Here is a 25,920-nt window from a genome sequence, read left to right on the forward strand (position 1 = left end):
AGGGGTGGCTTTTGATCTTGATGACCCTTCAACTGCCGGAACCAACATCATGCCCACTCTCACCACCTACCAAACCACCATCATCCCCGACTGGGTCGACTACAACGGCCATCTGCGCGACGCCTTCTACCTGCTGATTTTCAGCTACGCCACCGACGCGCTGATGGACCGTCTCGGCATGGACAGCAACAACCGCGAAGCCAGCGGCCACTCGCTGTTTACCCTTGAACTGCACCTGAATTACCTGCACGAAGTGAAGCTCGACGCCGAGGTCGAGGTGCGCACGCAGATCATCGGTCACGACAGCAAACGCCTGCACCTCTATCACAGCCTGCACCTGGCCGGCGACGACAAGGAACTGGCCGGTAACGAGCAGATGCTGTTGCACGTCGATCTCGCCGGCCCACGTTCCGCGCCGTTCACCCCGGACACCTTGAGCCGCCTGCAAGCCATCGCCGCCGAGCAAGTCGATCTGCCCGTCCCGGCTTACATCGGCCGCGTCATCGCTCTGCCACCCGCCCGTTAATCCCTCCCACGCAAGGAGCCGCCATGCACACCGCTGCTGCTGTTGCCGATTTCCGTACTTATCCGTTGACCAGCGCGCTGAGCAGCGTGCAGAACCTGGCGGATCGCGTGTCGATTGCCTGGGCCGACGGCCGCGTCAGCCCGTTCCATCACGTCTGGTTGCGAGATAACTGCCCGTGCGAGCAGTGCGTCTACAACGTCACCCGTGAGCAGGTATTCGAGATCGTCGATGCCGCGCCGGATCTGGCCCCAGCCAACGCGCACATCGACAGCGACGGCTGTCTGCAGATCGACTGGCAGGATGGCCATCGCAGTCGCTTCGATCCGGGCTGGCTGCGTGCGCACGCCTATGACGACGAGTCCCGCGCCGAACGTCTGGCCGCCAAACCCAAGGCTTACCTGTGGCGCAGCGATTTGCAGCTACCGGTATTCGACTATTCAGCGCTGATGAACGACAACGGCGCGCTGCTGCAATGGCTGATCGCGGTGCGCGACATCGGCCTGACGCAAGTACGCGGCGTGCCCACCGAACCCGGTTCGCTGAAGCTGATCGCGCAGCGCATTTCGTTCATCCGCGAGAGCAACTTCGGCGTGCTGTTCAACGTGCAGTCCAAGACCGATGCCGACAGCAACGCCTACACCGCTTTCAACCTGCCGTTGCACACCGACTTGCCGACTCGCGAACTGCAACCGGGTCTGCAATTTCTGCATTGCCTGGTGAATGATGCCGAGGGTGGCGAGAGTATTTTTGTCGACGGTTTTGCGATTGCCGACGCGTTGCGTCAGGAAGCACCGGAGCTGTTTCAGGCGCTGTGCGAGATCCCCGTGGAATTCCGCAACAAGGATCGCCACAGCGACTATCGCTGCCTGGCGCCGATCATTGCGCTGGACGCGTTGGGCCGGGTCGCGGAGGTTCGCATGGCGAACTTTCTGCGCGGAGCGTTCGATACATCGGTGGAGCAAATGCCGCTGCTGTACCGGGCCTATCGGCGCTTGATTGCGATGACCCGCGAGCCACGATTTCGGCTGATGCAGCGACTCAATCCGGGGGAGCTGTGGTGCTTCGATAACCGCCGCACGCTGCATGCGCGCAATGCGTTTGATCCAGCGACCGGGGCGCGGCATTTCCAGGGTTGCTACATCGATCGGGATGAGTTGTTGTCGCGGATTCTGGTGTTGCAAAGGTAAACCGCGTCATCGTTCTTCGCGAGCAAGCCCGCTCCCACACTGGAATGCATTTCAAATGTGGGAGCGGGCTTGCTCGCGAAGGCGTCAGCGCCAACCACACCCCTCTCCCGGATTCACAGGCAAAAAAAGCCCCGATACAAGCCGTGACAGGATCGGGGCAGAGGGTACTGTTGAGGAGCTGCCAGTCGAGGGTGACCAAACCGTCTGTAGCGAGCTGAGGTCAGTGTGCCGACTCCCCTTGGCACTGAGTTAGCCGAAAACGACCTGTTCATAGCCGTCGCGGCCACTGCGACAAATCGCCCTTGCCGTGCCTCCACATGCCCACCAGAATCGAGTCACGACCTCCGTTGCCGAAGAAGGAAGCGCGCCATGATGTATGCCGATTTGATCGATCAGGAAGACTTGTTGGGCCAGCTCAAGGCATTGGGTTTCGAAGTGCCGTCGGGCGCTACCGCTGAGCAAGCCTGCGAATACGCCGTGCGGGGTCTGGACGACGTTCGGGCGAACACGTTGCGTACGATGGTCAAGCAGATGTACACCAGCAGCGCGACTATTTTGCCGGCAGTGCGTGAGGCTTTTGATAAACAGTTACTGCCGGCACTGGCGCAGTACCAGCAGACCCGCAGCGCCTGACAGGCCGCCATCGCTGGCAAGCCAGCTCCCACAGGAATTTTCGGTGTGACCAGAATATCTGTATCACCACACAATCTGTGGGAGCTGGCTTGCCAGCGATAGGGGCGACTCGGTCTACAGCCTTACGCTGGCAAACGTCGACTCATTACGCGCCTGACTCAACGCCGACATCGGTCCCGATAGCGGCGACATCACGATCGCCTGCGGCAGCGGCAGCATCGCCACTTGCTGGGTGGTGTTGGAGCCTACGCGTTCGTCACGCGGCGGAATGCCGAAGTATTCGCGGTAGCACTTGGAGAAGTGCGGCGTCGAGACGAAACCACACACCGACGCGACTTCGATGATCGACATCGGCGTTTGCTTGAGCAATTGCCGCGCGCGGATCAGGCGCAGCTTCAAGTAGTAGCGCGACGGCGAGCAGTGCAGGTATTTCTGGAACAGCCGCTCCAGCTGTCGACGCGACACGGCGACGTACACCGCCAGTTCGTCGAGGTCGATCGGCTCTTCCAGATTGGCTTCCATCAGCGCGACGATTTCCTGCAGCTTCGGCTGGTTGGTGCCGAGCATATGCTTGAGCGGCACACGCTGATGATCCTGCTCGTTGCGGATGCGTTCGTAGACGAACATTTCCGAGATCGCGGCGGACAGTTCGCGACCGTGATCGCGGCTGATCAGGTGCAACATCATGTCCAGTGGCGCGGTGCCGCCGGAACTGGTGAAACGGTTACGGTCGAGGGTGAACAGACGGGTGCTCATCGCCACGCGCGGGAATGCTTCCTGCATCGCCGCCAGACATTCCCAGTGCACACTGCAATCGAAACCGTCGAGCAGACCGGCGCAAGCCAAAGCCCAACTGCCGGTGCACACTGCGCCCAGACGCTTGGACTGACGCGCCTGGCTCTGCAGCCATGACACGTGTTCACGGGTCACGGTGCGTTGAATGCCGATCCCGCCGCAGACGATCACGGTGTCCAGGGGCGGAGCTTTGTGCATGGAGGCATCGGGGGTGATTTGCAGACCGTCACTGGCCCACACCTGACCGCCATCGACGGTCAGTGTGCTCCAGCGATACAGCTCACGACCGGACAATTGGTTGGCCATGCGCAGGGGCTCGACTGCGGAGGCCAGAGAAATCAGCGTGAAATTGTCCAGCAGCAGAAAGCCGATGGATTGAGGCGCACGGTTCTGGGGTTGGGCCCCGGAGTTGAACGACGTCATCGCGGTATCTCCTCACACAAAGCGGGTGATGGCCTCAGGCGGAGGCTCTTGTTATTGCCGGCGTTCTCGCGTGGGAGACGGGCTTTGTTATGACAGAGCAATTGCCATGCCTAAAATTGAATGGCTGTTCAATAACTCCTGAAAACGACGTCGCGACGTGTCTATTCAAGACGTCGGACACACGGTGTTTCGAAGTGCCATCAGCGGCGCCGAGAGCCCTGCCCCGCTGCCTGTGAGCAGATCGGTAGCACTTGTGGGAACGGGCTTGCGCGCAGTTGTTTCAGAGTGTCACCGCAAGCACGGGTGACGGACGGCAGGGAGTGCGAATGGCGCACTGCGAGTGGGAAAAGCTCTTATCTGATTGCGACGCGCTAAAAGGTGGCGCCTGCGGTTATGTGTGTTCCGTTAGCGAGCAGTTTTGACTGGTCTGGCCTCTTCGCGAGCAAGCCCGCTCCCACAATGGATCTACAGTGAACACAGAATTTGTGAACACCCGGCTCCAATGTGGGAGCGAGCTTGCTCGCGAAGAATTCAACTCGGTCTTGCTGACTCAGCACTCAACCGCGCTAACGGCCAAACCACCCCGCGAGGTCTCTTTATATTTGTCATGCATATCGGCGCCGGTATCGCGCATGGTGCGGATCACCCGGTCCAGCGAGATAAAGTGCTGACCATCGCCGCGCAAGGCCATCTGCGCTGCGTTGATCGCCTTCACAGCGGCAATTGCGTTGCGCTCGATGCACGGCACCTGCACCAGGCCGCCGACCGGATCGCAGGTCAGGCCGAGGTTATGTTCCAGGCCGATTTCCGCCGCGTTGCACAGTTGCTCCGGAGTGGCACCGAGGATCTCCGCCAGCCCCGCCGCCGCCATCGCGCAGGCCGAGCCGACCTCGCCCTGGCAGCCGACTTCGGCACCGGAGATCGAGGCGTTCTTCTTGCACAGAATCCCCACCGCCGCCGCGCCCAGGAAGTAGTCGACCACGTTGGCGTCGGTGACCGCTTCGCTGAACTTCATAAAGTAGTGCAACACTGCCGGAATGATCCCCGCCGCGCCATTGGTCGGCGCCGTGACCATGCGCCCACCCGCCGCGTTTTCTTCATTGACCGCGAGGGCAAACAGGTTGACCCACTCCATGGCACTGAGGGTCGAGCCGATCACGTTGGGCTTGTTCAATTCCTGCAGGCTGCGATGCAACTTGGCTGCACGGCGACGCACATTGAGACCGCCGGGAAGGATGCCTTCGTGCTTGAGGCCCTGCTCGACGCAATCCTGCATCGCCCGCCACAGCTTCATCAACCCGGCACGGATTTCTTCTTCGCTGCGCCAGACCTTTTCGTTGGCCATCATCAGCTCGGCGACGCGCAGGTTGTTCTTTTGGCACAGCTGCAGCAGTTCTACTGCGCTGGAAAAGTCATAAGGCAATTCGGTGCGATCCAGATCGACCACACCGCTGGATGCCTGCGCCTGATCCACGACAAAACCGCCACCGACCGAATAGTAAGTGTCGCGATGAATCTCCCCATGATCGCCTTCGGCAACCAGGGTCATGGCGTTGGGATGGAACGGCAGGTTCTCGTCGATCAGGCGCATGTCGCGAGCCCAGACAAACGGCACCGACAGACGACCATCCAATAACAGCGTGTGAGTTTCGCGCAGCGCCTGAATGCGCGGGCCGATCTGCGACGGGTCGATTGCGTCCGGCCACTCGCCCATCAAGCCCATGATCACTGCATTGTCGCTGCCGTGGCCGATACCGGTGGCCGACAGCGAGCCGAACAGTTGCACTTCTATACGCCGTACCTGCTCCAGCAGGTGCCGGTCGCGTAGCGCTTCGACAAACAGGGCGGCGGCGCGCATCGGGCCGACGGTGTGGGAACTGGACGGGCCGATGCCGATTTTGAACAGGTCGAAAACGCTGATAGCCATTGCTGCAGAGCTCCTGAGGATGCCGTTCCCGGGCGTTAAGCGCCCGCTGGCGGAGCTGCTACGCTCAAGCTGCGATCCGCCGGAATGCCCGCATCATCAGGCTTTTGTCAGGTCGCTCGGCGTCTGACACCGACGCACTCATGCCCACCAACGCCGTGCCGGTTTCCTCCCGTGTTTTCGCCGTTTTTATGCGGTTCAGATGGCCAAACGGGGCGGAAAAAAGCTGTAAACGACGTCACTGACACTGGATGCGACCATCCCTGTACTGGATACGACCCACCCTGTAGGCGTCAGATTTTCACTGGTACATGATCGTTATGACTCGATTGCAAGGCGCCGTGGTAGAGCTGTCTCCAGAACGCCATCCAACCGCAACCTATAAGTGCGGTGGTCCACAGTCGGAACACTGCCAAAAAAAACACCAAGGAGTCCATCCATGAAAGGTTCCCCGTCGTTGTTGTTGGCCGCCATGCTGAGTCTGCCGTTACTGGCTCAAGCCGCAGAACCGGCGCAGTGCAGTACCGTTAACTTCTCCGATGTCGGCTGGACCGACATCACCGCCACCACCGCCACCACTTCGGTGGTGCTCGACGCCCTCGGCTACAAGACCAAGACCACCATGATCTCCGTGCCCGTGACCTACAAGTCGCTGGCCGACGGCAAGAATATGGACGTGTTCCTCGGTAACTGGATGCCGACCATGGAAAACGACATCAAGGCCTACCGCGATGCCGGCACCGTCGAAGTGGTGCGCACCAATCTCAAAGGTGCCAAGTACACCCTCGCCGTACCGCAAGCCCTGTACGACAAGGGACTGCATGACTTCGCCGACATCGCCAAATTCAAGAAAGAGCTCGATGGCAAGATCTACGGCATCGAGCCTGGCAACGACGGCAACCGCCTGATCCAGAGCATGATCGACAAGGACGCTTTCGGTTTGAAAACCGCCGGCTTCAAGGTCGTCGAATCGTCCGAAGCGGGCATGCTCTCGCAGGTCGACCGCGCGCAGAAACGCGACACCGCCGTGGTCTTCCTCGGCTGGGCGCCGCACCCGATGAACAAGCGCTTCAAGATTCAATACCTGACCGGCGGCGATGACTTCTTCGGCCCCGATTTCGGTGCTGCCACCGTGGCGACCAACACCCGCAAGGGCTACACCACCGAATGCAGCAACGTCGGTCAGTTGCTGAAGAACCTGGAGTTCACCGTCGACATGGAAAGTACCCTGATGGGCAACATCCTCGACGACAAGATGAAGCCTGAAGCGGCCGCCAAGGCCTGGCTGAAAAAGAACCCTCAGGTGCTCGATACCTGGCTCGCTGGCGTGACCACCATTGACGGTAAACCAGGCCTGGAGGCCGTGAAAGCCAAGCTCGCACAGTAATTGCCTTACGCCGGGCGAGTTCGCTCGCCCGGGCTGTTTATTCCTTGCATGCGGACGTTCACTACCATGCTGATTGATCAGAAAATCCCTTTAGGCCAGTACATCGCGGGCTTCGTTGAATGGTTGACGCAACACGGCGCCAGCACCTTCGACGCAATCGCCGTGACACTGGAAACGATGATCCACGGCGTGACGTTTGCGCTGACCTGGTTCAATCCCTTTGTCTTGATCGGCCTCATCGCCCTGCTCGCGCATTTCATCCAGCGCAAATGGGGGCTGACTGTTTTTGTGATTGCCTCGTTCCTGCTGATCCTCAACCTGGGGTACTGGCAGGAAACCATGGAAACCCTCGCCCAGGTCATGTTCGCGACCCTGGTCTGCGTGGTCATCGGCGTGCCGTTGGGCATCGTCGCCGCCCACAAGCCGATGTTCTACACTTTAATGCGTCCGGTACTCGATCTGATGCAGACCGTACCGACCTTCGTTTACCTCATTCCTACCCTGACCCTCTTCGGGTTGGGTGTGGTGCCGGGCCTGATCTCCACGGTGGTGTTCGCCATCGCTGCGCCGATCCGCCTGACCTACCTGGGCATCCGCGATGTCCCGCAAGAACTGATGGACGCCGGCAAGGCCTTCGGCTGCTCGCGTCGCCAATTGCTCTCACGGATCGAACTGCCTCACGCCATGCCGAGCATCGCTGCCGGCATCACCCAGTGCATCATGCTGTCGCTGTCGATGGTGGTGATCGCGGCACTGGTAGGCGCCGACGGACTCGGCAAACCGGTGGTCAACGCACTGAACACTGCTGATATCGCCCTGGGCTTCGAAGCGGGCCTGGCGATCGTACTGCTGGCGATCATGCTCGACCGTATCTGCAAACAACCCGACGCCAAAGTAGGGGGTGACGCATGAGCATAATTCGCTTCGATAACGTTGACGTGATCTTCACCAAGGATCCGCGCGAAGCACTGAAACTTCTCGATCAAGGTTTGACCCGCAGCGAGATCCTGAAAAAGACCGGGCAGATCGTCGGCGTGGAAAAGGCCAGTCTGGACATCAACAAGGGCGAGATCTGCGTACTGATGGGCCTGTCCGGCTCCGGCAAGTCAAGCCTGCTGCGCTGCATCAACGGCCTCAACACCGTGAGTCGCGGCAAGCTGTTCGTCGAGCACGAAGGCAAGCAGATCGACATCGCTTCCTGCACCCCGGCCGAACTGAAAATGATGCGCACCAAACGCATCGCCATGGTGTTCCAGAAGTTCGCCCTGATGCCGTGGCTGACGGTGCGCGAGAACATCAGCTTCGGTCTGGAAATGCAGGGCCGACCGGAAAAGGAACGGCGCAAGCTGGTCGACGACAAGCTCGAACTGGTCGGCCTGACTCAATGGCGCAACAAGAAGCCCGATGAACTCTCCGGCGGCATGCAGCAGCGTGTGGGCCTGGCCCGGGCGCTGGCGATGGATGCCGATATTCTGCTGATGGACGAACCGTTCTCGGCACTCGACCCGCTGATCCGTCAGGGCCTGCAGGATGAACTGCTGGAATTGCAACGCAAGCTGAGCAAGACCATCGTTTTTGTGAGTCACGATCTCGACGAGGCACTCAAACTGGGTAGCCGCATCGCGATCATGAAGGACGGCCGGATCATCCAGTACAGCGTGCCGGAAGAGATCGTACTGAACCCCGCGGACGACTATGTGCGCACCTTCGTGGCCCACACCAATCCGCTCAACGTCCTGTGTGGCCGCAGCCTGATGCGCACGCTGGACAACTGCAAACGCATCAACGGTTCGGTATGCCTCGACCCGGGTGGCGATTCGTGGCTGGACCTGGCCGAAGGCAACACGATCAAGGGTGCGCGGCAGAACGGTTCGGTACTGAACCTGCAGAACTGGGCACCGGGGCAAGCAGTGGAAGCGCTGGAGCGCAAGCCGACACTGGTGGACTCGAACATCGGCATGCGCGATGCGCTGCAGATTCGCTACCAGACCGGCAACAAACTGGTGCTGCACGACAACAACCATGTGGTGGGGATTCTGGGCGACAGCGAGCTGTATCACGCGTTGCTGGGCAAGAACCTGGGGTAAGAACCACAGACACAAAAACGCCGCGAGAGGATCGCGGCGTTTTTGTTTATCGGAATACAGGGCGTTCAGCGTTGGAGCTGATGGCCCCTTCGCGAGCAAGCCCGCTCCCACAGTTAAAATGCATTCCAATGTGGGAGCGGGCTTGCTCGCGAAGAATGCGGCACGGTGCTTCAGACAGAAACACCGCACCACCTACAACTTAGCTATACACCCGGCCAAGGAGCTGCCGATGGCTTTCAAACTGATCGAGCACATCGCGTGTGATCTGATCCTGCGTGAAGCCCATCAGGTCGTAGTCCTGGCTGCCGTTGTGCAAATACACCTCGGCGCGGTAGTAACGCTGGCGAGCTTCATCGGACTGGGCCGATTCGGTCGGGGTCGCCAGATAGCCGTCCAGGCTCACTTCGTAGACGAAAGGGTTACCCTCTTCCATCTCGACGCGCACGCCCATGCAGCGCTTGGATTTGCCCAGCAGCGTCTGCACTTCCAGACCCTGCGCACGCATTTGTGCGGCAGCGTCTTCCAGCGCCGGGCTGACCTGCTTGTCCATGAAACGCTGCACCACCGATTGGCTCGGTTGCAGATCCAGCTGCGTCAGACGCTCGCTGAAACCACGACGACCGCGCTCAGCCAGTTGCGCCTGCTCCTGTTCGATCTGCACGTCCTGACGCATCGCCTTGTGCAAGCCGAACATGAAGAACACCAGCACCACCGAGAACGGCAGACCGGCCAGCACCACCATGGTTTGCATGGCTTCGAAGTTACCGGCGAACAGCAGACCGATGGTCACCAGCGTGATCACCACCGACCAGAAGATCCGCAGCCAGTGCGGCGCATCTTCATCAACGTTGCCGCCCTTGCAGGACAGATTCGCCATCATCACCGCGCCGGAGTCGGCCGGGGTCAGGAACAGCACGAAACCGACGAAGATCGACACACCGATGACGACTTTCGACGCCGGGTAGTGTTCCAGCAACTGGTAGATCGCCATCGACGGTTGTTCCAGCGCCGTCTTGCCGAGTTCGACCGCCCCCTGGTTCATCACCAGATCCAGTGCCGAGTTACCGAAGATCGACAGCCACGCCAGGGTGAAGCCCAACGGGATCAGCAGTACGCCAGCGACCAGCTCACGCACGGTACGACCACGGGAAATACGCGCGATGAACATGCCGACGAATGGCGCCCAGGAAATCCACCAGGCCCAGTAGAACAGGGTCCACAGGCCCAGCCAGCGGTCGGACTTGGCGCTGTCGCCTTCATAGACGTACAGGTCGAAGGTCTTCAGTACCACGCCGTTGAGGTAGTCACCGATGTTCTGCACGAAGCCGTTGAGCAGGTGCAGGGTCGGGCCGAACAGCAGGACAAAAATCAGCAGACCGCTGAACAGCACGATGTTCAGGTTGGACAGACGACGGATGCCGTTTTCCACACCGGACACGGCAGCGATGGTCGCCACGGTGCTCATCACGATGATCACGATCAAAAGGTTGGTGTTGCTGTGTTCCATGCCGAACAGGTTTTCCAGGCCGGAGGACACTTGCAGCGAACCGATCCCCAGATTGGTCACCAGACCCAGCAGGGTCACGAACATGCCGAAGCCGTCCACTGCATGACCGGCCGCGCCTTTGACCCAACGCTCGCCGACCAGCGGATACAGCGCCGAACGCAGGGCCAATGGCTGGTTATGACGGTAAGCGAAGTACGCCACGGCCAGACCGACCAGCGCATAAATCGCCCAGCCGTGCAGGCCCCAGTGCAGGAACGTCAGTTGCACCGCCTGACGCGCGGCCAGGTTGGTGGCCGCTGCGCCTTCCGGCGGATTGAAGTAATGGTCCAGCGGCTCGGAGGCACCGAAGTACAGCAGCGAAATACCGATACCCGACGAGAACAGCATCCCCGCCCAGGCGCCGTAGCTGAAATCCGGAGTGTCGTCCTTGCTGCCCAGTTTGAGTTTGCCGTAGGAGGAAAACGCCAGGCCCACCACAAACACCAGGTAGGCGGCGATCACCACCATGTAGTACCAGCCGAAGCTGCGCGACAACCAGGCCTGAGCGATACCCAACAATCTGCCGGCCTCTTGCGGGGCGATGATCAGAATGGCGGTCAACAACAGAATCAACGCGGTAGAGGTGTAAAACACCCAACCGTTGACCGTCACCTTCTCGGGCGGGGTCTTTATAAGAGAGGCAGAACTCATGGCACAAATGCTCCAGGCAGTGCGAGAGAAGAACACAAGGCAACACGGAACCCGACCAATCGGTTAGTTGGCAGCCGACCGGCGGGTGATATAAAGACACCCCGAAAAAAGCCCGAACCTGCCGAAATGGCGTTGCGAATCGCTTTCGTGGCCAAAGCTGTGCGGACGTTCATCCGAAACCTGGCCCCGAGCGTCTTGCCCATTCAACACGTCCATCGAATAGCGAACCGCGCCATGCCCCACGCAGGTTTCAAGCATTTTCGGATGTCGTTTTATCGCCATTTACAAGCAGAAAAAATCTGTAGGCAGCGACGATTTGTCGCAGATCTTATTCTTTGTTGATTGAACGTTCAATCAAAACAAAATAGACTGGCCCTCAATCCGATAGGCGTTTATCGCCCTTCGGAAGGCCTAAGGAGATGTGCAAGATGCCCAAGGTCGGTATGCAACCCATCCGCCGCCAACAACTGATCGAAGCCACGTTGCAGGCGGTCGATCAGGTCGGTATGGGGGACGCCAGCATTGCGCTGATCGCCCGTTTGGCCGGTGTCTCGAATGGCATCATCAGTCACTATTTTCAGGACAAGAACGGCCTGATTGCCGCCACGATGCGGTATCTGATGAATGTCCTCAGCGAGAACGTCACCGCGCGCCGTCAGGCGCTGGCAGACAGCAGCCCACGGGCGCATCTGCAGGTGATCATCGAAGGCAACTTCGACGCCAGCCAGGTCAATGGCCCGGCAATGAAAACCTGGCTGGCCTTCTGGGCCACCAGCATGCACCAGCCGTCTTTGCACAGGTTGCAGCGGATCAACGATCACCGTCTGTATTCCAACCTGTGCTGCGAGTTCCGCCGTGTGTTGCCGCTCGAAGATGCGCGCAGCGCCGCGCGTGGACTGGCAGCGTTGATCGACGGCTTGTGGTTGCGCGGCGCGCTGTCGGGAGACGCTTTCGACACGGCGCAGGCGCAACAGATCGCGTACGAATACATGGATTTCCAATTGGCCAAGCAGGTGAGTTAGAGCACACAGAAAACGCTCGGCCCCTGAACCGCCATCGCAGCACCACCGCGATGGTCAACGCCAACCACTAATGCACTTGCGAGGACACTATGGCCCGTTTCGAACTGCAAAAACTCTACATCGATGGCGCGTACTCCGACGCTGGCAGCGATGCCACTTTCGAAGCCATCAACCCGGCGAACGGTGAAGTCCTCGCCCAAGTGCAACGTGCGACCAAGGAAGACGTCGAGCGTGCTGTGGTCAGCGCTGAAAAGGGCCAGAAAATCTGGGCCGCGATGACCGCCATGGAGCGTTCGCGCATCCTGCGTCGCGCCGTCGACATCCTGCGCGAGCGCAACGATGAGCTGGCTGCTCTGGAAACCCTGGACACCGGTAAAGCCTTCTCCGAAACCAAATACGTCGACATCGTCACCGGCGCCGACGTGCTGGAATACTACGCAGGCCTGGTGCCGGCGATCGAAGGCGAGCAGATTCCGCTGCGCGACACTTCCTTCGTCTACACCCGTCGCGAGCCACTGGGCGTTGTCGCCGGTATCGGCGCGTGGAACTACCCGATCCAGATCGCTTTGTGGAAATCCGCACCGGCCCTGGCCGCCGGTAACGCAATGATCTTCAAGCCAAGCGAAGTCACCTCGCTGACCACCCTGAAACTGGCCGAGATCTACACCGAAGCCGGCCTGCCAAACGGCGTGTTCAACGTACTGACCGGCAGCGGCCGTGAAGTCGGCACCTGGCTGACCGAGCACCCGCGCATCGAGAAAGTCTCCTTCACCGGCGGCACCGACACCGGCAAGAAAGTCATGGCCAGCGCTTCGGCTTCGTCGCTGAAAGACGTGACCATGGAACTGGGCGGCAAGTCGCCGCTGATCATCTGCGACGACGCCGACCTCGATCGCGCCGCTGACACCGCGATGATGGCCAACTTCTACAGCTCCGGTCAGGTTTGCACCAACGGTACTCGCGTATTCGTACCGAGCCACCTGAAAGCCGCTTTCGAAGCCAAGATCGTCGAGCGCGTCGCGCGCATCCGCATCGGCAACCCGGAAGACGAAAACACCAACTTCGGCCCACTGGTCAGCTTCGCCCACATGGAAAGCGTGCTCGGTTACATCGCCAAGGGTAAAGAAGAAGGTGCCCGCGTGCTGTGCGGCGGCGAGCGTCTGACCGACGGTGAATTCGCCAAAGGCGCCTTCGTCGCGCCGACCGTGTTCACCGACTGCACCGACGAAATGACCATCGTTCGTGAAGAAATCTTTGGCCCGGTGATGGCGATCCTCTCCTACGAGACCGAAGAAGAAGTGATCCGCCGCGCCAACGACACCGACTTCGGCCTGGCCGCCGGTATCGTCACCAAAGACCTGAACCGCGCGCACCGCGTGATCCATCAACTGGAAGCCGGTATCTGCTGGATCAACGCCTGGGGCGAGTCCGACGCGAAGATGCCGGTTGGCGGTTACAAGCAGTCGGGCGTGGGCCGTGAAAACGGCATCAGCTCGCTGACCAACTACACACGCATCAAATCGGTACAGGTCGAGCTGGGCGATTACGTCTCGGTGTTCTGATCTGACGCAGAGTCTAGATGGGGCCTTTGTGGTGAGGGGATTTATCCCCGACGGGCTGCGAAGCAGCCCCCATCCAGACCCTGCAACTCTCCAGACAGAACTCATTCGCTGGCTTTACGACTGCTGCGCAGCCGGTCGGGGATAAATCCCCTCACCACAGGGGATTTTCTCCTCAGCACAGGTTTTGCAGTGTTCCGGCGATCTTGACCTGACCACATCTAAAGAGGGTGCATTCAATGTCCCAAGAATTCGATTACATCATCATCGGTGCCGGCTCGGCCGGTAACACCCTGGCGACCCGTCTGACTGAAGACGAAGGCGTCACCGTGCTGCTGCTCGAAGCAGGCGGCCCGGACTACCGTTTCGACTTCCGCACGCAAATGCCGGCTGCACTGGCATTCCCGCTGCAAGGTCGTCGCTACAACTGGGCGTACGAAACCGATCCGGAGCCACACATGGACGGCCGCCGGATGGAGTGCGGTCGCGGCAAAGGCCTTGGCGGCTCCTCGCTGATCAACGGCATGTGCTACATCCGTGGCAACGCGATGGACTACGACGGCTGGGCGAAGCTGCCAGGTCTGGAAGACTGGTCGTACCTCGACTGCCTGCCGTACTTCCGTAAAGCGGAAACCCGCGATATCGGCCCGAACGACTACCACGGTGGCGACGGCCCGGTCAGCGTGACCACGCCGAAGGCGGGCAACAACCCGCTGTTCCACGCCATGGTTGAAGCCGGCGTGCAGGCCGGTTACCCGCGCACCGAAGACTTGAACGGCTACCAGCAGGAAGGCTTCGGCCCGATGGACCGCACCGTGACGCCGAACGGCCGTCGTGCTTCCACCGCCCGTGGCTACCTCGACGTCGCCAAAAAGCGCTCGACCCTGACCATCGTCACCCACGCCCTGACCGACAAGATTCTGTTCGAAGGCAAGCGTGCGGTCGGCGTGCGGTACCTGGTCGGTTCGGCAGAAGAGCGTGTTGAAGCCAAAGCGCGCAAGGAAGTCCTGCTGTGCTCCGGCGCCATCGCTTCGCCGCAGATTCTGCAGCGCTCCGGTGTCGGCCCGGCAAAACTGCTGGAAAGCCTCGACATCCCGGTGGTGCATGACCTGCCGGGCGTCGGTGAAAACCTGCAGGATCACCTTGAGTTGTACCTGCAATACGCTTGCACCCAACCGGTCTCCCTGTACCCGTCGCTGCTCTGGTACAACCAGCCGGCCATCGGTGCCGAGTGGCTGTTCAACGGCACCGGCATCGGCGCCAGCAACCAGTTCGAAGCTGGCGGTTTCATCCGTTCGCGTCCGGAATTCGAGTGGCCGAACATCCAGTACCACTTCCTGCCGGTAGCGATTAACTACAACGGCAGCAACGGTGTGAAAGAGCACGGCTTCCAGGCACACATGGGTTCCATGCGTTCGCCGAGCCGTGGTCGCATCCAGTTGAAGTCCAAGGATCCGCGTCAGCACCCGAGCATCCTGTTCAACTACATGGCCACCGAGCAGGACTGGCAGGAGTTCCGTGACGGCATCCGCCTGACCCGCGAAATCATGCAACAGCCTGCGCTGGACGCTTTCCGTGGCCGCGAAATCAGCCCGGGCATCGACGTGCAAACCGATGAGCAGCTGGACAAGTTCATCCGCGAGCACGCCGAAACCGCGTTCCACCCGTCCTGCTCGTGCAAGATGGGCACCGACGAGATGGCCGTAGTGGATGGCGAAGGTCGCGTGCACGGCATGCAGAGCCTGCGTGTGGTCGATGCCTCGATCATGCCGATCATCACCACAGGTAACCTCAACGCGCCGACGATCATGATCGCCGAGAAAATCGCCGACAAGATCCGTGGCCGCAAGCCTCTGCCGCGTAGCAATGCTGCCTACTACGTGGCTGGCGGTGCGCCAGTGAAGGGCAAGCCGGTGCGTGATATCACGCCTGTTGCTCAGTAATTCCATTACACCGCGTCACGGCTAATCGCGAGCAGGCTCACTCCTACAAGGATCTCCAGTGAACACGCATTATGTGAACACTGGAGATTAACTTGTAGGAGTGAGCCTGCTCGCGAAGGGGCCCTCACATTCAGCACAAATTCCCCTGCTGCACAGTAAATCCTCCTACATCCCCTCTTCACTTGATCCTACCCCCACGCAGGCCTACTCTAGACCTCGCGCAATCGTTTCACCCCTCCCCGCCGAATCGCTTCACCCCGCAACTCCATAACAAGGAGGTTCCCGAATGTTCGATTTTCACCCCCAGCTCAAGCAGCGCTTCGCTGCCTTGCGCACGGGCGCCGAGTTTTTTTCCCTGCGGTATGTACGCGAGTCCGGCCAGTACCTGTCGGTGCGCAAGAACGTCGCCGAGCCGCCAAGCCTGAGCCGCGACGAAGGCGCGATGCTCACTGTGCGCGTCAACGGCGTCGAGGCTTACGCGGCGACCAACGACCTGTCGCAGCAAGGCCTGCAAGCCGCCCTTGAGCGCGCCGAACAGCAGGCCCGGCGACTGAAGCCGCACGCCTTGCTCGACCTGCGCAACCAGCCGGTGTCGAGCGATCGCGCTGATTACTTTTCGCCCAATCTTGAGCAACCCTTCCCGTCCCTGAGCGAATGCTTCGAGCTGCTCGGCGCGGAATCCGCCTCGGTGCCAAAGGATGAGCGCCTGGTGAACTGGGAAGCGAGCATCGGCATCACCCACGTCGAGCAGATCTACCTGAGCAGCGCCGGTGCCGAATTGCGCCAGGCCCAGCGCTTCGTCTATCCGAGCCTGGATGTCACCGCCTACGACGGCCACGACAGCCAGACCCGCTCCCTCGGCCGCGAGAACTTCGGCCAGCAGGGCGGCGCGGACGTGATCAGCCGTTGCGGCCTGGTCGGCGCCGGCCCGAAAGTGGCCGATCAGGCCCTGCAACTGCTGCTCGCGCCGAACACCCCGCAAGGGCCGCGCGATCTGTTGCTGATGCCTGACCAGATGATGCTGCAGATCCACGAGTCGATCGGGCACCCGCTGGAGCTCGACCGCATCCTCGGTGACGAGCGCAATTACGCCGGCACCAGCTTCGTCAAAACCAGCGACTTCGGCAGCCTGCAATACGGCTCGAAGCTGCTCAACGTGACCTTCGACCCGGACATTCCCGAAGAGCTGGCCAGCTACGGCCACGATGACGACGGGACCAAGGCCAGCAAACAATTCCTGATTCGCGAAGGCTTGCTGCTGCGGCCACTGGGGGGCGCGCTGTCGCAGTTCCGCGCCGGTCTCGACGGCGTTGCCAACAGCCGCGCCTGCGGCTGGAACCGGCCGCCGATCGACCGCATGGCCAACCTCAACATCGAGCCGGGCGATCAGTCGCTGACGCAACTGATCAGCGGCATCGAGCATGGCATTCTGATGAGCACCAACCGTTCGTGGTCGATTGACGACGCGCGCAACAAATTCCAGTTCGGTTGCGAGTGGGGTCAGTTGATCGAGAACGGTGAACTTAAAGGTGTGGTGAAAAATCCGAACTACCGGGGCATATCCGCGCACTTCTGGAAGAGTCTGCGCGCGGTCGGCGATGCCGGCACCCGTAGGGTGCTGGGCACGCCAAACTGCGGCAAGGGCGAGCCGAACCAGGTGATCCGCGTCGGCCACGCTTCACCGGCCTGCGTATTCAGCAACGTTGATGTGTTTGGGGGAGACGCCTGATGAGCATTTCGAAGAGTCAGTCCGACGCCTTCAAGGTCATGGTCAATTGGCTGCGCGACAGCGTGCGCGAGCCGGAACAATTCACCCTCAGCTATGCCGCCGAATCCTCGGCGTTCGTGCGTTTCAATCACGCCAAGGTGCGTCAGGCCGGCCAGGTGCAGCAAGCCGACGTCGGGCTGAAGCTGATCAACGACGGGCGTCACGCCGATCTGCACATCACCCTGTCCGGTGATCAGGAAGCCGATCTGCAACGCCTCGCCGAAGGCCTGCAACAACTGCGCGAAACCCTGCCGCTGCTGCCACAGGATCCGTACCTGCTGCTCAACCACAACGGCTGGCAGAGCAACAACGTGCAGGAACATCCGCTGCCGGACACCGAGCAGGTAGTCGAGGAAATCTGCACCGCTGCTGAAGGTCTGGATCTGGTCGGATTCTATGCTGCCGGCCCGATCAGCCGCGGTTTCGCCAGTTCCTCGGGGGCGTTCGGCTGGCATCAGGCCAACAGCTTCAACTTCGACTTCAGCCTGTTCCACGACAACGGCGAAGCAGTGAAAGCCAGCTACGCCGGGCACGAGTGGAGCAGCGAAGGCTTCACCCGACGCTTCCAGCAGGCCCGCGAGCAACTGGCGTTCCTTGGTCGACCGTTACGCACCCTCGCACCGGGGCAATACCGCGCGTACCTGGCGCCGGCCGCGCTGGAAGAAATCATGGGCATGCTCAGCTGGGGCGGCTTCTCGGCGCAGTCGATTGCCAGCAAAAGCAGCCCGCTGCAGAAGCTGTATGTCGGCGATCAGACGTTCAGTCCGCTGGTCTCGCTGGATGAGCAAGTCAGCGGTTCGTTGAGCCCGGCATTCTCCGGCGAGGGTTATCCGCGCAGCGATCTGCGGCTGATTGTCGAAGGCAAGGCCGGCGATCAACTGGTCGGTTCGCGCAGTGCCGCCGAGTACGGCCTGACCGCCAACGGCGCCAGCGGCGGTGAAATGCCAAGTGCGCTGAACATGGCCGCCGGTGATCTGTCACAGGCAGAGATCCTCAAGCAGTTGGGCACCGGGCTGTACATCAGCAATCTGTGGTACCTGAACTACTCGGATCAACCGGCGGCGCGCCTGACCGGCATGACCCGCTTCGCAACTTTCTGGGTCGAGAACGGCGAGATTCAGGCGCCGGTCAGCACCATGCGCTTCGACGACAGCGCCTACAGTCTGCTGGGTTCGCAGCTGGAAGCATTGACCGCCGAGCGTGAGTTGCTGCTGTCGGCGAGCACGTATAGCCAGCGCAATACCTCGTCGGCGTTGTTGCCGGGGGCGCTGGTGAGCCGACTGACCTTGACCCTGTAAACGCAAACCTCCAGCACACCTTGGGATCAAGTACTGGAGTGAACCCTGTGGCGAGGGGATTTATCCCCGATGGGTCGCGTAGCGGCCCCGCTTTTAAAATCAAATGCAGGGGACTGCTGCGCAGTCCATCGGGGATAAATCCCCTCACCACAGAGTTTCATGCACAACAAGCCATTTGGATTAACCACCCACAAGAGGTTCCATGCCCACACGCCCGCCTCTCGACGCCATCACCGCCCGCTGGTTGCCGTGGGTCGTCGCCATTGCGTTCTTCATGCAGTCCCTCGACGGGACCATCCTCAACACCGCCCTGCCGGCCATGGCCCGGGATCTGGCCGAAGACCCGTTGCGCATGCAAGGTGTGGTCATCGCCTACATGCTCACCGTGGCCTTGCTGATTCCGGCCTCGGGCTGGATCGCCGACCGCTTCGGCACCAAGAAAATTTTCTTCGGCGCGATCCTGCTGTTCAGTTTCGGCTCGCTGCTCTGCGCCTTGTCCAGCAGCCTGAGCATGCTGGTCGGCGCGCGGGTGATCCAGGGTCTGGGCGGCGCGTTGATGCTGCCGGTCGGACGGCTGGTGGTGCTGCGCGCCTACCCGCGTTCGGAACTGGTGCGGATCATGGGCTTCATCACCATTCCCGGCCTGCTCGGCCCGCTGATCGGCCCGACCATGGGCGGCTGGATGGTGCAATACCTGACGTGGCACTGGATTTTCCTGATCAACCTGCCGGTCGGTATTCTCGGCTGCTACGCGGTGTGGAAATTCATCCCCGACCTGCGCGGTACTGAACGCACGCGCTTCGATAGCCTCGGTTTCCTGCTGTTTGGCGCGGCGATGATCCTGATCACCATCGCCATGGAAGGTCTGGGCGAATTGCACTTGCCGCACCTGCGGGTGATGCTGCTGCTGTTCGGCGGTCTGGCCTGTCTGGCGGCGTACTGGCTGCGCGCCGGGCGTGTCGAGAATCCGCTGTTCGCCCCTTCGCTGTTCAAGACCAGGACTTTCGCGGTCGGAATTATCGGCAACCTGTTCGCCCGTCTGGGCAGCGGCGCCCTGCCGTTTCTGGTGCCGTTGCTGCTGCAGGTGGCGCTGGGTTATTCGCCATCGCAAGCCGGGATGAGCATGCTGCCGCTGGCTGCAGCGGCGATGTTTGCCAAGTGGATGGCGCGGCCGCTGATCGAACGCCTCGGCTATCGCATTGTGCTCACCGGCAACACTCTGGCGCTGGGGATCATGCTGGCGAGCATGGGCCTGGTCAGCGAGCAGACACCTTACTGGCTGCTGCTGTGCCTGCTGGCGGTTCTCGGCGCGATCAACTCGCTGCAATTCACCGCGATGAACACCGTGACCCTGATCGACCTCGACGACGCCAGCGCCAGCAGCGGCAACAGCTTGCTGTCGGTGGTGGCGCAATTGTCGCTGAGTCTGGGCGTGGCCTGTGCCGGTGCGTTGCTCGGCGGGTTTACGGCGGAGATCGGCAACGACGGCGTCGAGACCGTGCTGGGTGCGTTCCAGCTGACGTTTGTCACAGTCGGAGTGATGGCGATGCTGGCGGCAACGATCTTCTCGCAACTGTCGAAAGAGGACGGCCGCCGGGTCAAACGCCCGGATGAACATCCGGATGAGCACATCGAACACTAGACAGTGTCATGTTTTGTGAATGCTTTTGTGGTGAGGGGATTTATCCCCGATGGGCTGCGCAGCAGCCCCATAATCTGCCGCCTCAGTACATCAGGCTGATCGCATTCAACCTTTTCAGGGGGTGCTGCGCACCCCATCGGGGATAAATCCCCTCGCCACAAAGGCTCCCTCGCCACAGGTTTATCTTCATTCAAGGAAAGCCTGGGGGAATGAAATCAGGCACTGTTCGTCCAGAACTTTCGAGGAAAGTGGCACGGGGCTGCTACACTGCGCGACATTTTGTTTTGCAGGCCAGTCCCGTGACCACCATCGCCACCGCTTTTAATACTCTGCCGCTGTCCGCCGCCATGCTGGCTAACCTCGAATCCCTCGGTTATGCCCAGATGACGCCGATCCAGGCGCAGAGCTTGCCGGTGATCCTCAAGGGGATGGACCTGATCGCCCAGGCCAAGACCGGCAGCGGCAAGACCGCCGCGTTCGGCATCGGCCTGCTCAACCCGATCAATCCGCGTTACTTCGGTTGCCAGGCGCTGGTGATCTGCCCGACCCGTGAGCTGGCCGACCAGGTCGCCAAGGAAGTCCGGCGTCTGGCCCGTGCCGAAGACAACATCAAGGTCCTGACCCTGTGCGGCGGCGTGTCGTTCGGCCCGCAGATCGCTTCGCTGGAGCACGGCGCGCACATCATCGTCGGCACCCCGGGGCGTATCCAGCAACACCTGCGCAAGGGTTCGCTGGTGCTCGACGGCCTGAACACGCTGATCCTCGACGAAGCCGACCGCATGCTCGACATGGGCTTCTACGACGCCATCGAAGACATCATCGAAAAGACCCCGGCACGCCGCCAGACCCTGCTGTTCTCCGCCACGTACCCGGTGGGCATCAAGCAACTGGCGTCGAAATTCATGCGCGATCCGCAAACGGTGAAAGCCGAGGCGTTCCACGACGACACGCAGATCGAGCAGCGTTTCTACGAGATTTCCCCGGAAGAGCGCATGAGCGCAGTGACCAAAGTCCTGCACCACTTCCGCCCGGCTTCCTGCGTGGCGTTCTGCTTCACCAAGCAGCAAGTGCAGGAAACCGTTGACCACCTGACCTCCAAAGGCATTTCCGCCGTCGGCCTGCACGGCGATCTGGAACAGCGTGACCGCGATCAGGTGCTGGCGATGTTCGCCAACCGCAGTACTTCGGTTCTGGTCGCCACCGATGTCGCCGCTCGTGGTCTGGACATCGACGCGTTGGACATGGTGATCAACGTCGAGCTGGCCCGCGACTCGGAAATCCACATTCACCGCGTCGGCCGTACCGGTCGTGCCGGCGAGAAAGGTATTGCGGTCAGCCTCGTCGCGCCGTCCGAAGCGCATCGCGCGCAAGCCATCGAACAGCTGCAGAAAGCTCCGCTGAACTGGGATCAGGTGGACAACCTCAAGTCCCAGGGCGGCGCCCCGCTGCAGCCACCGATGAGCACGCTGTGCATCGCTGGCGGGCGCAAGGACAAGGTGCGTCCGGGCGACATTCTCGGCGCACTGACTGGCGACGCCGGCATCCCCGGCGCGCAGGTCGGCAAGATCGCGATCTTCGACTTCCAGTCGTATGTCGCCGTTGAACGCACCGTGGTCATGCAGGCGCTGCAGCGCTTGAACAACGGCAAGATCAAGGGCCGTTCGCTGCGCGTGCGGGTTTTGTAAACGATCTTCGCCCCAAAGAAGATCTCCTGTGGGAGCGGGCTTGCTCGCGAATGCAATCTGTCAGTCGACATCATGTTGAATGACACACCGCTTTCGCGAGCAAGCCCGCTCCCACAGTTTGTTTTGTAGCGACCCACCAAGAGGACACCGTTTTGCGCTCTACCGAAGTCGTGATCATTGGCGCTGGCGCCGCAGGGTTGATGTGTGCACTGACCGCCGCCGGGCGTGGGCGTCAGGTGCTGCTGCTCGACCACGCGAACAAGGCCGGCAAGAAAATCCTGATGTCCGGTGGTGGCCGCTGCAATTTCACCAACATGTACACCGAACCCGCCAATTTCCTCTCGGGTAATCCGCATTTCTGCAAATCGGCACTGGCGCGCTACACCCAGTGGGATTTCATCGGCATGGTCGCCAAGCACGGCGTGCCCTACCACGAGAAGAAACTCGGTCAGCTGTTCTGCGATAACAAATCCAGCGACATCCTCGGCATGCTGCTCGACGAGTGCGATCAGGTCGGCGTCGAGCTGCACCTGGACACCTCGATCCAGACCATCGAGAAAGTCGAAAACGGCTACCTGCTCGACACCACCCTCGGCCAGCTCCAGTGCCAGTCGCTGGTGATCGCCACCGGCGGGCTGTCGATCCCGACGCTGGGCGCTACCGGTTTCGGTTATCAGGTCGCCAAACAGTTCGGCCATGAACTGCTGCCGACCCGCGCCGGACTGGTGCCGTTCACCATCACTGATCAGCTCAAGGAACTGTGCACCGAGCTGTCCGGTACTTCGGTGGATTGTCTGGTCAGCTGCAACGACCAGAGCTTTCGCGAGAACATTCTGTTCACTCACCGTGGTCTCAGTGGCCCGGCGATTCTGCAGATCTCGTCGTTCTGGGAGCCGGGCGACACCGTGGAGATCAACCTGTTGCCGGATCACGACACCGCGGCATGGCTGCAGCAGCAAGTGGCCGAACGCCCGAACAGCGAGCTGAAAACTTTGCTTGGTGAGATCTTCACCAAGAAGATGGCCAATCTGCTGGCGGACAACTGGTTCGTGTCCAAACCGATGAAGCAGTACACCCACGCCGAACTGGCGCAGATCGCCGACAAGCTCGGCAGCTGGAAAGTCGTCCCGGCCGGCACCGAAGGCTATCGCACCGCCGAGGTCACGCTGGGCGGCGTCGATACCCGCGAAGTGTCGTCCAAGACCATGGAGTCGCTGAAAAGCCCGGGGCTGTATTTTGTCGGCGAAGTGCTCGACGTCACCGGGCATCTGGGCGGTTTCAACTTCCAGTGGGCCTGGGCCTCCGGCTACGCGGCTGCGCAGTACGTCTGATCCAACACAAATCAAAAAACTGTGGGAGCGGGCTTGCTCGCGAATGCGCTGGATCAGTCGACATACATGTTGAATGACACACCGCTTTCGGGAGCAAGCCCCCTCCCACAGTTGTTATGTGTGATGCAGTAAGGAACACTTTTTGCTGTCAGATGTGATCGGCGCCATTGCGTCGGCGTCATTACTGGCTCAATTTAGCGGCATCGCCTCGGAAGGCCTTCGCACTTCATGTCCTCGACCTCGTTTCGTCAGTCTTTGCGGCGCCTGTGGGCGCTGGATAAATTCAGCTACAGCGTGCGGGTGTTCATCGCCCTGACCGGCAGCATGGCGCTGTGTTGGTATCAGGATGAAATGGGCCTGTTGATCCCGTTGTTCCTCGGGATCATCGCCAGCGCCCTGGCCGAGACCGACGACAGTTGGCAGGGGCGCCTCAACGCCCTCGCCGTGACGCTGGTGTGTTTCAGTATCGCCGCGCTGTCGGTGGAACTGCTCTTCCCCTACCCCATCGTGTTCGCCATCGCCTTGGCCTTGGCCAGCTTCGGCCTGACCATGCTCGGCGCACTCGGCGAGCGTTATGGCGCGATTGCCTCGGCGACGTTGATCCTGTCGGTCTACACCATGATCGGCGTGGATCAGCGCGGCGGCGCGGTCACCGATTTCTGGCACGAACCGATGCTGCTGGTGGCGGGTGCCGCGTGGTACGGCCTGCTGTCGGTGCTGTGGCAGGCGATGTTTTCCAACCAGCCGGTGCAGCAGAGTCTGGCGCGGCTGTTCCGTGAACTGGGTTTCTACCTGAAGCTGAAAGCCTCGCTGTTCGAGCCGATCCGCCAACTGGACGTCGAAGGCCGACGGCTGGAACTGGCGCAGCAAAACGGTCGCGTGGTCGCCGCGCTGAACAGTGCCAAGGAAATCATTCTGCACCGGGTCGGCAACGGTCGCCCGGGGTCGAAAGTCAGCCGCTATCTGAAGCTGTATTTCCTCGCCCAGGACATTCACGAACGCGCCAGCTCCTCGCACTATCCGTACAACGCGCTGGCCGATGCGTTCTTCCACAGCGACGTGCTGTTCCGCTGCCAGCGTTTATTGCGCCAGCAGGGCAAGGCCTGCCGCGCGCTGGCCGAATCGATCCAGATGCGCCAGCCGTTCGTCTACGACGCCAGTTTTGCCGAAGCCCTGACTGACCTCGATGCCTCCCTTGAACACCTGCGCATCCAGAGCAATCCGGCGTGGCGCGGCCTCCTGCGCTCGCTGCGTGCCCTGGCCGCCAACCTCGGCACCCTCGACCGTTTGCTCAGCGATGCGAGCAACCCCGACGCCTTGGCGGACGCCACCGACAGCAGCCTGCTCGACCGCTCGCCGCGCAACCTCAAGGACGTGTGGGTTCGCCTGCGTACGCAACTGACACCGACGTCCTTGCTGTTCCGTCACGCCCTGCGCCTGCCGCTGGCGTTGAGTATCGGCTACGGCATGGTGCATCTGATTCACCCGTCGCAGGGTTACTGGATCATCCTCACCACGCTGTTCGTCTGCCAGCCGAACTACGGCGCGACCCGGCGCAAGCTCGGTCAGCGGATTCTCGGCACCGCCATCGGCCTGACCGTGGCGTGGGCGCTGTTCGATCTGTTCCCCAGCCCGCTGGTGCAGTCGTGCTTCGCGATCGCCGCCGGGGTGGTGTTCTTTACCAACCGCACCACGCGCTACACGGTGGCGACCGCCGCGATCACCATCATGGTGCTGTTCTGCTTCAACCAGATCGGCGATGGCTACGGGCTGTTCCTGCCGCGCCTGTTCGATACCCTACTCGGCAGCCTGATCGCCGGCCTGACGGTGTTCCTGTTCCTGCCGGACTGGCAGGGTCGGCGCCTGAATAAAGTGCTGGCCAACACCCTGACCTGCAACAGCATCTATCTGCGCCAGATCATGCAGCAATACGCCGCCGGCAAGAGCGACGACCTCGCCTATCGCCTGGCCCGACGCAACGCGCACAACGCTGATGCGGCGCTGTCGACAACGCTGGCGAACATGCTCATGGAGCCGGGGCATTTCCGTAAGGAAGCGGACGTCGGTTTCCGTTTTCTGGTGCTGTCGCACACCCTGCTCAGCTACCTCTCCGGGTTGGGCGCGCATCGCGAAACGCAGCTACCGGCAGACGTGCGTGAACAACTGATAGACGGCGCCGGAGTGAAACTGGCCGCGAGCATCGACGACATTGCCCAGGGCCTGGCGAACAAGCAACCGGTGGCGATTCAGAGTGACGAAGAAGAAGCGCTGGCCAATGAGCTGGAGCAGATGCCGGACGAGATCGATGAAGGACAGCGACTGGTGCAGACGCAACTGGCGTTGATCTGCCGGCAGCTGGGGCCGTTGCGCACGTTGGCGGCGCATTTGATCAAAGACACCAGTGAGGTCAGCGGCGGCTGATCAGACGCCATCGCGAGCAGGCTCACTCCTACAAGGGAACGCATTTCAAACTGTAGGAGTGAGCCTGCTCGCGATAGGGCCATCAGCCACTT

General features: G+C 61.1%; 18 protein-coding genes. 15 read left to right on the plus strand and 3 right to left on the minus strand.

What is annotated here, in order from left to right:
- Window positions 1-49 precede the first annotated feature (49 nt).
- The 3 genes from KCG87_RS00650 to KCG87_RS00660 all read left to right on the plus strand — a co-directional run bounded on the left by KCG87_RS00650 (window position 50) and on the right by KCG87_RS00660 (window position 2,346).
- Window positions 50-526 (plus strand): thioesterase family protein, encoded by a 477-nt coding sequence (locus KCG87_RS00650; RefSeq protein WP_098966000.1) that lies wholly within the window; start codon window positions 50-52, stop codon window positions 524-526.
- Window positions 527-549: 23 nt separating this feature from the next.
- Window positions 550-1,713, plus strand: coding sequence for a gamma-butyrobetaine dioxygenase (locus tag KCG87_RS00655; RefSeq protein ID WP_210556467.1), 1,164 nt, complete (start codon window positions 550-552; stop codon window positions 1,711-1,713).
- 369 nt (window positions 1,714-2,082) lie between these two features.
- Window positions 2,083-2,346: a hypothetical protein gene (locus tag KCG87_RS00660; protein ID WP_003228989.1), complete on the plus strand. Its 264-nt coding sequence runs from the start codon at window positions 2,083-2,085 to the stop codon at window positions 2,344-2,346.
- Between the two features lie 114 nt (window positions 2,347-2,460).
- On the opposite strand, the gene KCG87_RS00665 is transcribed toward KCG87_RS00660, so the two are convergent.
- Together KCG87_RS00665 and KCG87_RS00670 are read right to left on the minus strand one after the other, a co-directional pair.
- Window positions 2,461-3,564 (minus strand): GlxA family transcriptional regulator, encoded by a 1,104-nt coding sequence (locus KCG87_RS00665; protein ID WP_007949927.1) that lies wholly within the window; start codon window positions 3,562-3,564, stop codon window positions 2,461-2,463.
- Between the two features lie 550 nt (window positions 3,565-4,114).
- A complete protein-coding gene (locus KCG87_RS00670) occupies window positions 4,115-5,491 on the minus strand; it encodes an L-serine ammonia-lyase (protein WP_007962642.1) in 1,377 nt (458 codons plus the stop codon).
- A gap of 436 nt (window positions 5,492-5,927) precedes the next feature.
- Here KCG87_RS00670 and KCG87_RS00675 point away from each other — a divergent pair, with 436 nt between their 5' ends.
- The 3 genes from KCG87_RS00675 (at window position 5,928) to choV (ending at window position 8,962) form a co-directional block, all read left to right on the plus strand.
- Window positions 5,928-6,875: a choline ABC transporter substrate-binding protein gene (locus KCG87_RS00675; protein ID WP_027610641.1), complete on the plus strand. Its 948-nt coding sequence runs from the start codon at window positions 5,928-5,930 to the stop codon at window positions 6,873-6,875.
- Window positions 6,876-6,941: 66 nt separating this feature from the next.
- Window positions 6,942-7,787, plus strand: coding sequence for a choline ABC transporter permease subunit (gene choW, locus KCG87_RS00680; protein ID WP_007962645.1), 846 nt, complete (start codon window positions 6,942-6,944; stop codon window positions 7,785-7,787).
- Complete coding sequence (choV, locus tag KCG87_RS00685; protein WP_007962646.1) at window positions 7,784-8,962, plus strand: choline ABC transporter ATP-binding protein; 1,179 nt, start codon at window positions 7,784-7,786, stop codon at window positions 8,960-8,962. Before choW ends, choV begins: the two co-directional genes overlap by 4 nt.
- 199 nt (window positions 8,963-9,161) lie before the next feature.
- On the opposite strand, the gene betT is transcribed toward choV, so the two are convergent.
- Complete coding sequence (gene betT, locus KCG87_RS00690) at window positions 9,162-11,159, minus strand: choline BCCT transporter BetT (RefSeq protein ID WP_210556465.1); 1,998 nt, start codon at window positions 11,157-11,159, stop codon at window positions 9,162-9,164.
- Window positions 11,160-11,587: 428 nt separating this feature from the next.
- Here betT and betI point away from each other — a divergent pair, with 428 nt between their 5' ends.
- The 9 genes from betI to yccS all read left to right on the plus strand — a co-directional run bounded on the left by betI (window position 11,588) and on the right by yccS (window position 25,828).
- Window positions 11,588-12,181 carry a transcriptional regulator BetI gene (gene betI / locus KCG87_RS00695; RefSeq protein WP_025108530.1) on the plus strand — a complete coding sequence of 198 codons (594 nt, stop codon included), beginning with the start codon at window positions 11,588-11,590 and terminating at the stop codon, window positions 12,179-12,181.
- 89 nt (window positions 12,182-12,270) lie between these two features.
- Complete coding sequence (gene betB, locus KCG87_RS00700; RefSeq protein WP_027610639.1) at window positions 12,271-13,743, plus strand: betaine-aldehyde dehydrogenase; 1,473 nt, start codon at window positions 12,271-12,273, stop codon at window positions 13,741-13,743.
- Window positions 13,744-13,979: 236 nt separating this feature from the next.
- Window positions 13,980-15,683 (plus strand): choline dehydrogenase, encoded by a 1,704-nt coding sequence (gene betA / locus KCG87_RS00705; protein ID WP_210556463.1) that lies wholly within the window; start codon window positions 13,980-13,982, stop codon window positions 15,681-15,683.
- Window positions 15,684-15,969: 286 nt separating this feature from the next.
- Entirely contained in the window at window positions 15,970-17,412 is a 1,443-nt protein-coding gene (locus KCG87_RS00710) for a TldD/PmbA family protein (protein ID WP_135296734.1), read from the plus strand.
- A complete protein-coding gene (locus KCG87_RS00715; RefSeq protein WP_134787519.1) occupies window positions 17,412-18,749 on the plus strand; it encodes a TldD/PmbA family protein in 1,338 nt (445 codons plus the stop codon). The genes KCG87_RS00710 and KCG87_RS00715 overlap by 1 nt, the downstream gene beginning before the upstream one ends.
- Window positions 18,750-18,951: 202 nt before the next feature.
- A complete protein-coding gene (gene mdtD, locus KCG87_RS00720) occupies window positions 18,952-20,391 on the plus strand; it encodes a multidrug transporter subunit MdtD (RefSeq protein ID WP_210556460.1) in 1,440 nt (479 codons plus the stop codon).
- A 299-nt stretch (window positions 20,392-20,690) separates the two neighbouring features.
- Window positions 20,691-22,076, plus strand: coding sequence for an ATP-dependent RNA helicase DbpA (dbpA, locus tag KCG87_RS00725; protein WP_007962660.1), 1,386 nt, complete (start codon window positions 20,691-20,693; stop codon window positions 22,074-22,076).
- A 152-nt stretch (window positions 22,077-22,228) separates the two neighbouring features.
- On the plus strand, window positions 22,229-23,407 hold the full coding sequence (locus KCG87_RS00730) for an NAD(P)/FAD-dependent oxidoreductase (RefSeq protein ID WP_210556458.1): 1,179 nt from the start codon (window positions 22,229-22,231) through the stop codon (window positions 23,405-23,407).
- Between the two features lie 228 nt (window positions 23,408-23,635).
- Window positions 23,636-25,828: a YccS family putative transporter gene (gene yccS, locus KCG87_RS00735; protein WP_210556457.1), complete on the plus strand. Its 2,193-nt coding sequence runs from the start codon at window positions 23,636-23,638 to the stop codon at window positions 25,826-25,828.
- The last annotated feature ends 92 nt before the right edge of the window (window positions 25,829-25,920 follow it).

It is taken from the genome of Pseudomonas sp. MWU347 (genome assembly GCF_017947305.1).
Classification (GTDB): Bacteria; Pseudomonadota; Gammaproteobacteria; order Pseudomonadales; family Pseudomonadaceae; genus Aquipseudomonas; species Aquipseudomonas putida_A.